At 54.5% G+C, this 9377-nt stretch carries 13 protein-coding genes; 11 read left to right on the top strand and 2 right to left on the bottom strand.

Going from position 1 to position 9377, the window contains the following annotated elements:
* Positions 1 to 76: 76 nt before the first annotated feature.
* Positions 77 to 823: a LysR family transcriptional regulator gene (locus LPA02S_RS03610; protein ID WP_054650561.1), complete on the bottom strand. Its 747-nt coding sequence runs from the start codon at positions 821 to 823 to the stop codon at positions 77 to 79.
* A 127-nt stretch (positions 824 to 950) separates the two neighbouring features.
* On the opposite strand from LPA02S_RS03610, the gene LPA02S_RS03615 reads away from it, so the two are divergent.
* Positions 951 to 1343 (top strand): tautomerase family protein, encoded by a 393-nt coding sequence (locus tag LPA02S_RS03615; protein ID WP_054650559.1) that lies wholly within the window; start codon positions 951 to 953, stop codon positions 1341 to 1343.
* Positions 1344 to 1420: 77 nt separating this feature from the next.
* On the opposite strand, the gene LPA02S_RS03620 is transcribed toward LPA02S_RS03615, so the two are convergent.
* Positions 1421 to 2086: a type 1 glutamine amidotransferase gene (locus LPA02S_RS03620; RefSeq protein ID WP_056956683.1), complete on the bottom strand. Its 666-nt coding sequence runs from the start codon at positions 2084 to 2086 to the stop codon at positions 1421 to 1423.
* Positions 2087 to 2288: 202 nt separating this feature from the next.
* Here LPA02S_RS03620 and LPA02S_RS03625 point away from each other — a divergent pair, with 202 nt between their 5' ends.
* The 10 genes from LPA02S_RS03625 to LPA02S_RS03670 all read left to right on the top strand — a co-directional run bounded on the left by LPA02S_RS03625 (position 2289) and on the right by LPA02S_RS03670 (position 9226).
* Complete coding sequence (locus LPA02S_RS03625; RefSeq protein WP_054650557.1) at positions 2289 to 2561, top strand: DUF2087 domain-containing protein; 273 nt, start codon at positions 2289 to 2291, stop codon at positions 2559 to 2561.
* Between the two features lie 123 nt (positions 2562 to 2684).
* A complete protein-coding gene (locus LPA02S_RS03630; protein WP_054650555.1) occupies positions 2685 to 3080 on the top strand; it encodes an iron-sulfur cluster biosynthesis family protein in 396 nt (131 codons plus the stop codon).
* A gap of 744 nt (positions 3081 to 3824) precedes the next feature.
* On the top strand, positions 3825 to 4145 hold the full coding sequence (locus LPA02S_RS03635) for a PadR family transcriptional regulator (protein WP_054650553.1): 321 nt from the start codon (positions 3825 to 3827) through the stop codon (positions 4143 to 4145).
* Positions 4138 to 4767, top strand: coding sequence for a DUF1700 domain-containing protein (locus tag LPA02S_RS03640; RefSeq protein ID WP_056956682.1), 630 nt, complete (start codon positions 4138 to 4140; stop codon positions 4765 to 4767). Before LPA02S_RS03635 ends, LPA02S_RS03640 begins: the two co-directional genes overlap by 8 nt.
* Positions 4757 to 5617 carry a DUF4097 family beta strand repeat-containing protein gene (locus LPA02S_RS03645; protein WP_056956681.1) on the top strand — a complete coding sequence of 287 codons (861 nt, stop codon included), beginning with the start codon at positions 4757 to 4759 and terminating at the stop codon, positions 5615 to 5617. Before LPA02S_RS03640 ends, LPA02S_RS03645 begins: the two co-directional genes overlap by 11 nt.
* A 152-nt stretch (positions 5618 to 5769) precedes the next feature.
* The gene (locus tag LPA02S_RS03650) at positions 5770 to 6648 is read left to right on the top strand and encodes a LysR family transcriptional regulator (RefSeq protein ID WP_054650549.1); all 879 of its coding nucleotides are present in this window, start codon (positions 5770 to 5772) and stop codon (positions 6646 to 6648) included.
* Between the two features lie 303 nt (positions 6649 to 6951).
* Positions 6952 to 7365 carry a cupin domain-containing protein gene (locus LPA02S_RS03655; protein ID WP_054650547.1) on the top strand — a complete coding sequence of 138 codons (414 nt, stop codon included), beginning with the start codon at positions 6952 to 6954 and terminating at the stop codon, positions 7363 to 7365.
* A 2-nt stretch (positions 7366 to 7367) separates the two neighbouring features.
* Positions 7368 to 7694 (top strand): carboxymuconolactone decarboxylase family protein, encoded by a 327-nt coding sequence (locus LPA02S_RS03660; protein WP_054650545.1) that lies wholly within the window; start codon positions 7368 to 7370, stop codon positions 7692 to 7694.
* Positions 7695 to 7728: 34 nt separating this feature from the next.
* Positions 7729 to 8241: a flavodoxin gene (locus LPA02S_RS03665; RefSeq protein ID WP_162256041.1), complete on the top strand. Its 513-nt coding sequence runs from the start codon at positions 7729 to 7731 to the stop codon at positions 8239 to 8241.
* Between the two features lie 214 nt (positions 8242 to 8455).
* Complete coding sequence (locus LPA02S_RS03670; protein ID WP_054650541.1) at positions 8456 to 9226, top strand: DUF2238 domain-containing protein; 771 nt, start codon at positions 8456 to 8458, stop codon at positions 9224 to 9226.
* Positions 9227 to 9377 lie beyond the last annotated feature (151 nt).

Here is a 9377-nt window from a genome sequence, read left to right on the forward strand (position 1 = left end):
GGATAAATTTAAACCCCTGAGGTCCGGGGTACGTCATCAAAACGTGCTCCCGAAACTCAGGGGTTTTAATATGCGGTTATTCTGTTGGTCGCGTATATGTGCGGTAAGGGATGCGAAAGCGCGGGGTATTCGCCAACTGAGTTAGGTTATTCGTGGCGGCCAGGTATTCCGGTAACAAGGCGATACCACGACCAGATTGTACCAGGTTGATGATAGCGTCCCAGGAATCAATTTCCTGGACGCGCCTTGATATCTGGCTTGCGAGGCGTAGCGAACGTGCCCGAAATTGACAGTGACGGTCGCTGTTGACGAGTAGGGGTAGTGAGGGCATACTTGAGTCTTTGGCAGTGAGCACGGCGGCCCGGAAGTATTTGACGGGTCCGGCTACGTAGTTGGGTTGTTGAAAATGGGCGTAAGTAATAACCGTCGCCGCGGTGGTGTGGTTGAGCTGTTGGATATCCGTCGAACTCATCAACTGGTATTGGTAATCATTGAGTTGCAGTGTTCGGCGATAATTAATCAGGTAGTTGAACAGCAGGGTTGAGATGATGGCGTGTGGTTGTTCTGTCTGTCGGTGTATTTGCGTCCGTACCTGCGCAGTTGCCCGAAGCGTGTCGAGGGCATAACGGTAGAACTTTGCCCCCGCCGTGGTTGGCACGATGCCCTGGTGGCTCCGCGTGAATAGCCGGATGTCAAACTCACGCTCAAGGCTTTGTAGTCGGGCGGTAATGTTGGATTGGGCAAAGCCTAGCGCCCTGGCCGTCGCGTTGATGGAGCGCAGCTCAAACAGTTGTTGGAAAATTTCTAAATCCTGTAGTTGCATCTACGTGCACCACCCTAATCGCTAATTACGATAACCCTAACACAATTTAGTTATATGCGCCTGGTTAAATTATCTGTATATTATATTGGTTGTTGAAGTAGTCAGAGGAACAACTAGGAGGGCAAAGATGCCATATATACGGGTTAGAATTGCGACTAATCAAACGGACCGTCCCACTGCCAAAGTCGCACAGATGGTCACTAATTTGGCAGTGCAGGCACTGGGTAAGAACACGGCGGCGGCGGTTGCTGACGTGCAGTTTCAGGATCCCAGCACGTGGTTCGTTGGTGGCGAATCAATGTTAGCGAAGCACGAGACGGGCTTTTACGTGGAAATCAAGGTCACGGCAGGCACCAATACGCGTGACCAGACGGCCGCCTTTGTGAAGCAAGTCTTCGAGCAAATGCAGGCTATCTTTGGGGATGTTGTCGCAACGAGTTACGTGGTGGTGCATTCTGTGGATTCGGCCAACTGGGGCTATGGTGGTCAAACGCAGGAATACCGTTACATTCATGGTTAATAATATGCTGGTAACAGCACAAATAGTGCTCAGTAGCGTCTCCGCACGGGAGGGGCTACTGGGCACTATTAATTTGGTTACTTGGTGATGAAGTCCAAGATGGTGTTCATCACCGCTTGGTTCTCCGCCGGTACGGGCCAGTCGATAATGTCGGCAACCGTTTGTCCCAGGGCGGAACCGGCCACGTACGCCCCATCGTTAATGCACATGGTTCGTACGTCTTCAGTTTGGGGCTCAAAGTGGAATTGCAGGCCCACGACGCGATGACCAAGAACGAACCCCTGGTTTCGGACGCGGTCGCTGCTAAAAAGGAGCTCCGCACCTTTGGGAATGGCAAATTGTTCTTCGTGCCAATGCAGTGCGGTGAGCTGTTCCGGAAGCCTGGGGATGGCGGCGCTTTGCCGGTAGACGGGTGCCCAGCCCACTTCTTTGGCCGGTGCAGTGGTGACCGGGTAGCCCAAAGTCATGGCTATTTGCTGGGCGCCGTAGCAGGCCCCAAAGATGGGTTTGTCCGCACGGAGTAGCTGGTCAATGAGTACCCGTTCGGCGTGGATCCAGTCTATGTCATCATTAGGACTCATCGGTCCGCCTAGTACCACGAGCATGTCTGTTTCATCTACGGTGGGCAGAATGCCGAACTGGTATGGATGGTATACGTACAACTCATGGCCGCGTGCTTGTGCCCAAGTACGAATGGAACCGGGTCCTTCTGTTGGCGTATGTTGCAGAACGTTAATGCGCATAGTAACCCCTTTGTGTCGACGGCAATGTTGGGGTGGGTATCGCCTGCAAGTACCCAAGATATCGTCATTATAACACGCTGGGCAAGGGCAACGGCTGCCACTTTGCCGTGAGCATACAGGAACATGCTACAATGGGAGAATATATAGCCACCTAATAATATTTTACGCGAATACGTCGGATTGAAAAAGCGAGGGATAGTTGATGAACGATGAAATTGTGCAGCATTATTTGGATAACGACGGGCGGTTGACGTTACTGCCGAAGAAACGCTCTCGGCGATTAGCCGTATTAGCCTGGCTTGCAGAGCAGCTACCAGATGGTGAGTTGGACGAGGTTAGCGTGAACGCCGCCATCCAGACACACATCAGCTTTCCAGACTACGTGACGGCACGTCGGGACATGGTCGATGCTGGCTACGTCACGCGGACTTCTAATGGGCGCACCTACCGCCGAGTAATTGAACTTGACGAGTAGCGCGACAGTTAACTTGGGGCGAACCAGGCTGGCCGGATTAATTGAATTTATTCCACAAGAGTGGCATACTATATTTGGTTATTAATAGTAAGCTGCTGGTTGGACACACGGGAGGTCGAGACTATGGCTAAAATTACGTTGACGGAAAGTTTTGTGGATTTGATGCGGCGTAAAGGCTTGGCGGACAAGATGCTGTTGCTGATTGCTGACGACGGGGGTGGGCGCTACTCCCTACAGGGTGGCGCTTGTACTATCGGCTCCAAGTTCAGTTTGATTGAACTGGACGCACCCGACCCGGATTATAACGTCCGTCTGGAAAACGACGCGGGCTTGGATCTCTACACCTCCGATTACGACCTGTTCTTCCTCGAGCATGGCGCAGTGTTGGATTTCAAGAACTACGCCATTGACCTGAAGGATGACGCGCACCACATTGATGGTGCGGTCACGATGGCCAAAGGAGCGGATATCCTCGCAGCGTTTAAGCAGGGCCTCATGGTTGCCGGCGAAACCTGCTAAACCCAAGTATAATGAAATTAATGGGCCGACACCTACGACTGCCATGCGGTGGTTCTGGGTGTTGGCCCTTTTTGTGCGCATTTAACGAAACGTAAGCTGAATTATAAAAATGAAAGGGATTAATAATGCGGTTAGGGGAGCAGCGAGCCAACCTTGATGCAGGCATGCAGCCTGGGATGATCTACTTTGAGGAATTTAGTTGGTAATCATAATTGTTGGCCCCTAGCCGCGGTGGTTGGGGCTTTTTTGATGGTTGGTCTGGGTGGCGGTTCTGACCGCCGCAACTGGCTGGCCATACTGTCGCAGTGGTTCCGGTTGAGCGGCCGGGCCCCGCGACCGTCTACTTGCCTCACGCTCACGCCCGGTCCGGACTACCGCGAATTGCCGTAGACCTAGCAAAGCCCGCTCGGTCTAGCCAATTTGATTCTGTAATTCATAACTGTCAGTACGTACTAACGCACTACTGGCAATAATAGTGAGACCAGTGGCACTAACTGGTTCGTCTAAATTACCAACGGTTAGGGACTCGAGGCTACTGATATCAGTAGCCAGAAACTATCGGGAACCCGCGGGTGAGCTTTGGAACTGCGGCTTATGCGCCAAAGCCCATCCGCGGGTTCGTACCCACCCAGCCTTCGACGAATTTACGTTCAGACTAAAGTCCGAGTTGACACCATCAGGATTTATGGTATATTTATCTCGAATCTAATACTATACAGCGTATAATATGATTGGAGGTTGACCATGAGTATTGCCATAACGACAGAACTACTGGATGGCTGCGTGTTGGCCCTGCTGACAAAGGAGGACTACTACGGCTACGCATTGACGCAGCGGGTACAGGAATTTACCGCGGTTTCCGAATCCACTTTGTACCCCGTATTGCGGCGCTTGAAGAAAAATGGTTGGGTCACCACCTACGATCAGCCGTTTCAAGGCCGTAATCGCCGTTACTACCAGCTGACGGACGTTGGGCGTCAGCGTTTGACGGTGATTAAGGGGGATTGGCAGGATTATAAGGACACCATCGACGGTGTTATTGGAGGAGTTGACACACATGAATGAATACTTAGATGATCTAGAACGTTACCTGGCCGCGTTGCCAGACGACGACCGGGCAGACATTATTAGTTATTATCGCGAGTACATTGAGGACGCTGATCTTGGTGATCGCGCAGCAATTGAAGGCCGCCTGGGTACGGCCAAGCACCTGGCCCGCGTCACGTTGGCCGACGCCTCAGTGAAGGCACAGGAGCAATCCAACGGTGATGACCAGCACACAACGGCCCCGCGCCGGGATAAATGGCGTAACGTCTGGATGATTATCCTCGGCGTCTTTGCATTACCGATCGGTGTACCCATGATTATTGCGCTAATACTGATTTTCATTGCGGCAATAATTGTGGTTGGGGCACTAATCCTGTCGCTGGTCGCCATTGTGGCCTCCGTCTTCATCATTGGGGTTGCCGCCGTGATTGCGGGGGTCACCGCGCTGTTTACGGAGTGGGCTACCGGAGTGCTATTTATCGGCGCCGGCCTGGTCGCCATTGGGCTAACGCTCATCGCGGTGCCCGGCAGTATTGCGCTAGTACGCTGGTTTGGACAATGGGTCGCACGTATGGTGCGGTCGACGTATAAGCGGTTGAGTGAGCGGTACCACGTGGGAGGGGCTAAAAATGAAGGGTAAATTAATGATCACGGGTCTCATTGTTGCAACGGTTGGGGCCCTCATGATGGCGGTAGGGTTAACGAATCAAGCTGAAACTAACATGACCTGGGCTGACGGTTTGCGGACGTTCTCCACGACGGAGCGTAACGTGAGCCTCGGCCGGGTTGATCGACTAGTGGTGAACACGTCGGATTACGACGTGACGGTGCGCCGGGGTAACGACCGTCAGGTACACGTGCAGGGGCCGAGCAACCGCCCAGTCACGGTCAAGCAAAGTGGCGGTACGGTGCGGATCGCGTCGCATGTCCGCGGGTGGATACAACTGGGGATTGGTACAATGACGGAACACATCACGGTGACTTTGCCCGCGAACACGCACCTCAGCGCGTTAACGGCTAACCTGGGCGATGGCAACCTGGACTTGGACGTACCGATGACCGTGGCCTCGACCACGATTGCCCTCGATGACGGCCGCTTGACCACCAAGGAGTTCACTACACAAAGTGGGCGCATTACCCTGAATGATGGCGGGGCAAACCTAACCGACACCAAGTTACGCAATACCAGCTTGCAAAGTGATGATGGTGGTGTGACGGTGACGAACAGTACCCTGACTGGCGGCCGGTACCACACGGATGATGGTCGCATGGAGTTCACCAACACGCGGTTCCGCAACGTGGTCTCAGTCCGCGCGGAGGATGGTAGTATCACCATGGCATCGCCACAAACCGATGGGTACGTGTTGTCCGCTGAAGATGGCGGCGTCAGCCTCTTTGGCAAGCACAATGAGAGTAGTATTACCCACAAGGCGGAAGCGGCCAACCGGGTTGAGGCCCATGCCAGTGATGGCCACGTGACCGTTAAATAGCTATTATCAATAGTCCGGTTTGGAATCAGGATGGTTGTGCATCCGGTTGCGAAGCGGACTATTTACTTGCCCTTGATGCCTAAATGTGGCTTAATGACCATATAATATGCATGTGGCGTATGGATGGATTATGGCAAAGGGGCGTGTGACGCATGGAATTACGTTTACTGGAATACTTTTGGACGGTTGCGGACGCCGGCACGGTTTCCGAAGCCGCACGCCGGCTGCACGTTACGCAACCCACGGTGAGTCGCCAAATCCAGGCGTTGGAGGACGAACTGGACACCCAGCTCTTCGACCGGGAGCACAACCACCTCACGTTAACGGAGGCGGGCGTGTTCTTGCGCAGCCGCGCTGAGGAAATTTTGTCACTCACCCAGCAAACCGAGCGGGCGTTTACCGACCGGCAGCGTGCGGTGATGACCGGCAACTTGCGTATCGGGTGCGTGGAGGCCGATAACTCGGCGACGATGGCGATGATGTTGGAGGAAATGACGGCAGAGTATCCGGAGGTGACTTTTACCATCACCACGGGGGACGGTGACATCATCGCTGATCAGCTAGACAAAGGGTTGGTGGATGTGGCCATCCTGATTGATCCCGTGGACACGGCCAAGTACGAGTCGTTGCGTCTTCCGAGGGTCGAACGGTGGGGATTATTGATGTCCACCGAAGCATTCCTGGCGGAGCGGGACGCGGTGACGCCCGCCGACCTGGGCGGCCTACCGCTCATCACCTCCCAGCGTCCAGCCGTGCAGACCATGTTGGACGAATGGCTTGATGGTGCGGTCCCGCCGCACATTATTGGTCACTACAACCTCAACTTTAACGTGGTCCCGCTAGTGGAGCGGCAGGTGGGGATGGCCCTCGGCATCGCGGGTGTGACGCGGGATGTGGACCACAGCAAGCTCAAGTTTGTGCCTTTGTCGCCGGCGCTGACCACGCATTGTGTGCTGGTGTGGCGGCGGAATCGGGTTCTGACGCCGCTGGTGGCCGATTATATTCGTCGATTCCGCGAGGCGTTTAATTAAGTGAATGGATAAGGGATTGTGACAGAAGACTTTAGCACACTAACGATACATCGTGGTCGCGCGCCAAAAGGCAGCTCCCTAACATACAAGACGGCATCAGCAGAAATCCTAGGTTCGGGATTTCCACTGATGCCGTCTTGTATATCGGGAGCTAACCTCCTTTTGGCACAGCCCCTTTTACTATGCTCTATGTGTATGGATACATACTGACTAAGTATTTCCAGAATGGTATCCAAACGGCTAAAGTAACCCTTGTAGAACCAAACGAGTTAGTCACTAACAATCAATGGAGGGAAATTTATTATGAGTCAAAACGAAAACGCCGTGACCAACGGCATCTTCCCCATGGGACCCAAGAACGATGCGTACGCGCAATTCTTCACGGGCCAAAGTTACTTGCAGTCACTGGTTGCCGATCCCGCCGTCAACGTGGGCGTGGGCAACGTCACCTTTGAACCGGGTTGCCGTAACAACTGGCATATCCACCATGATGGGTACCAGATTCTGCTGGTGACCGGCGGCGAGGGTTGGTACCAGGAGGCCGGGCAGGCGGCGCGTAAACTGCATCCGGGCGACGTGGTGGTGACCCATGATGGCGTGAAGCATTGGCACGGCGCAACCAAGGATAGTTGGTTCAGCCACGTGGCGATTACGGCGGGCACGCCGGAGTGGTTGGAACCGGTCAGTGACGCGGATTACGCGGCTTTGGAGGGATAACGATGGCTAAAAAGCAAACGGCTGGTCGCGACCAACTGGGTGAATTTGCACCCCAGTTTGCGGCATTAAATGATGACGTATTATTCGGTGAAGTATGGGCTCGGGAGGACGAACTGTCCCCGCGCGACCGCAGCCTGATTACCTGCGCGGCCTTGATGGCGCAGGGATTGTTCCCGCAATTGGAGGCGCACATGCGGATTGCTCGGGACAACGGGGTAACGCGCACGGAGATGGTGGCGCTCATTACCCACCTCGCGTTTTACGCGGGTTGGCCCAAGGCGTGGTCGGCGTTCGGGTTGGCCAAGGACGTTTATGGCGACGCGGAGTAGGCGTTCCCGGGACGCAGATGGGACGACAATCACCGTGACATACTTTTCGCGCGCGGGCATCAACATGGTTGCCGGCCGCCAGCAGCAGTTGGTGGTGGGCAATACTGCACGGGTGGCCATAGCAATCGCTGACAAGGTGAGCGTGGCGACAAATACGATTGAGGCGGTTGAACCGTATCCTGACAGCTACCAGCTGACTTTGGCCCGCGCCCGTCGTGAGGCGGACCAGCAAACCTGGCCCCCGGTCGAGCGGACGCCAATGCGAGTAGGCAAAGTGTTGTTGCTGGGCTTTCCGATTTGGGGGGGTGACCTACCGCGGCCCGTCGCGACCTGGTTACGGCAGACGCAGTTAAGTGGCGTGACCATCTACCCGTTCTGCACCCACGAAGGCAGTCGCTTTGGCACGAGTCTGACGACCATCGCCAATCTTTGTCCTGCGGCCACAGTGGGGCTGGGACTGCCCGTTCGCGGCAATCGGGTGCAGCAGGCGGACGCGGCTGTGCGGCACTGGTTGGTGGACAACGGGTTGTTGCAGTCAACAAATTGAATGGTAAATTACAAAGTCGTGCCCGTAATCCTGATTGAGGGGGATTACGGGCACGACTTTGTTTACGTTAGGATTGGCGACGAAACGTGCAACTTATTTGTGCATAAATTGACAAAATGCGGTAAACGCTACCAACGAAGCGTTACAGGCTGGTAAGATAGGGAGTAGAGGATAGAATTACATCAAGTGGTTGGCCTACTTAGGGGGGACGTTGATGAACCCAGATTGGTTGCATTCGGCGCTAGCGATGCGCCGTATTCACCTGTTTCTTAGCGTCATCGTGTTGGCGACGATGGTGCGCCAGTTTTTCTTGGGTAACTTTGAGGGCATCCTGATGTGCCTGTTAACGTTGGTGCTGTTTGCGGTACCCACGTTCATCCGGCGGCATACGCAGATTGATTTGCCCATCTTGTTGGAAGTACTGGTGTTACTGTTTATTTTTGCCGCCGAGATTTTGGGTGAAATTCACAATTTTTACGGCACCTTTGCGTACTGGGACGTCATGTTACACGTCATTAACGGTTTCCTGGCGGCGGCGATTGGGCTGTCGCTCGTGGAAATACTGAACCAGAAGGACCTGTTCCACGCCGACCTGTCGCCGCTGCTAATTGTGTTGTTGGCGTTCACCTTCTCCATGACAATTGGGGTGTTGTGGGAGTTCTTCGAGTTTACGATGGATCAGTGGTTCAACCTGGATATGCAGAAGGATACGATTGTACATACTATCCGTTCGGTGGCGCTGAATCCCAGCGGGGCCAACCATCCCGTTACCATCACGCATGTGACCGGCACCACGCTTGACGTGAGGGGCAAAGCCGTTGGGTTACCCGTGAACGGCTACCTTGATTTGGGGTTGGTGGACACGATGAAGGACCTCATGGTCAACTTTGTGGGTGCCGTCGTCTTTTCCGTCTTTGGCTGGCTGTACTTGCACAACCGACAGAAATGGCGCTTTGCCGGCCAATTCATCCCGCGGCGACGGTAGGCAAAGCGGAGGCCGCTAGGTGGTGGTCCTATTGGCTGGCCGTGGCGGCCTGCCGGCTCCGGTTGCGGGGGTGGTTTCTGCGACTTTGTGGACCACGCCACGGTAACCGCTACTAGTGGCTGGTCGTACTGACGCGGTGGTTCCGGTTGAG

It is taken from the genome of Lacticaseibacillus pantheris DSM 15945 = JCM 12539 = NBRC 106106 (assembly GCF_001591865.1).
Taxonomy (GTDB): Bacteria; Bacillota; Bacilli; order Lactobacillales; family Lactobacillaceae; genus Lacticaseibacillus; species Lacticaseibacillus pantheris.

Coding starts and splice junctions, on each gene's coding strand:
- LPA02S_RS03670 (WP_054650541.1), top strand. CDS start 8,456: ATGAACCCAGATTGGTTGCATTCGGCGCTAGCGATGCGCCGTATTCAC.
- LPA02S_RS03655 (WP_054650547.1), top strand. CDS start 6,952: ATGAGTCAAAACGAAAACGCCGTGACCAACGGCATCTTCCCCATGGGA.
- LPA02S_RS03660 (WP_054650545.1), top strand. CDS start 7,368: ATGGCTAAAAAGCAAACGGCTGGTCGCGACCAACTGGGTGAATTTGCA.
- LPA02S_RS03635 (WP_054650553.1), top strand. CDS start 3,825: ATGAGTATTGCCATAACGACAGAACTACTGGATGGCTGCGTGTTGGCC.
- LPA02S_RS03630 (WP_054650555.1), top strand. CDS start 2,685: ATGGCTAAAATTACGTTGACGGAAAGTTTTGTGGATTTGATGCGGCGT.
- LPA02S_RS03620 (WP_056956683.1), bottom strand. CDS start 2,086: ATGCGCATTAACGTTCTGCAACATACGCCAACAGAAGGACCCGGTTCC.
- LPA02S_RS03640 (WP_056956682.1), top strand. CDS start 4,138: ATGAATGAATACTTAGATGATCTAGAACGTTACCTGGCCGCGTTGCCA.
- LPA02S_RS03645 (WP_056956681.1), top strand. CDS start 4,757: ATGAAGGGTAAATTAATGATCACGGGTCTCATTGTTGCAACGGTTGGG.
- LPA02S_RS03610 (WP_054650561.1), bottom strand. CDS start 823: ATGCAACTACAGGATTTAGAAATTTTCCAACAACTGTTTGAGCTGCGC.
- LPA02S_RS03650 (WP_054650549.1), top strand. CDS start 5,770: ATGGAATTACGTTTACTGGAATACTTTTGGACGGTTGCGGACGCCGGC.
- LPA02S_RS03615 (WP_054650559.1), top strand. CDS start 951: ATGCCATATATACGGGTTAGAATTGCGACTAATCAAACGGACCGTCCC.
- LPA02S_RS03625 (WP_054650557.1), top strand. CDS start 2,289: ATGAACGATGAAATTGTGCAGCATTATTTGGATAACGACGGGCGGTTG.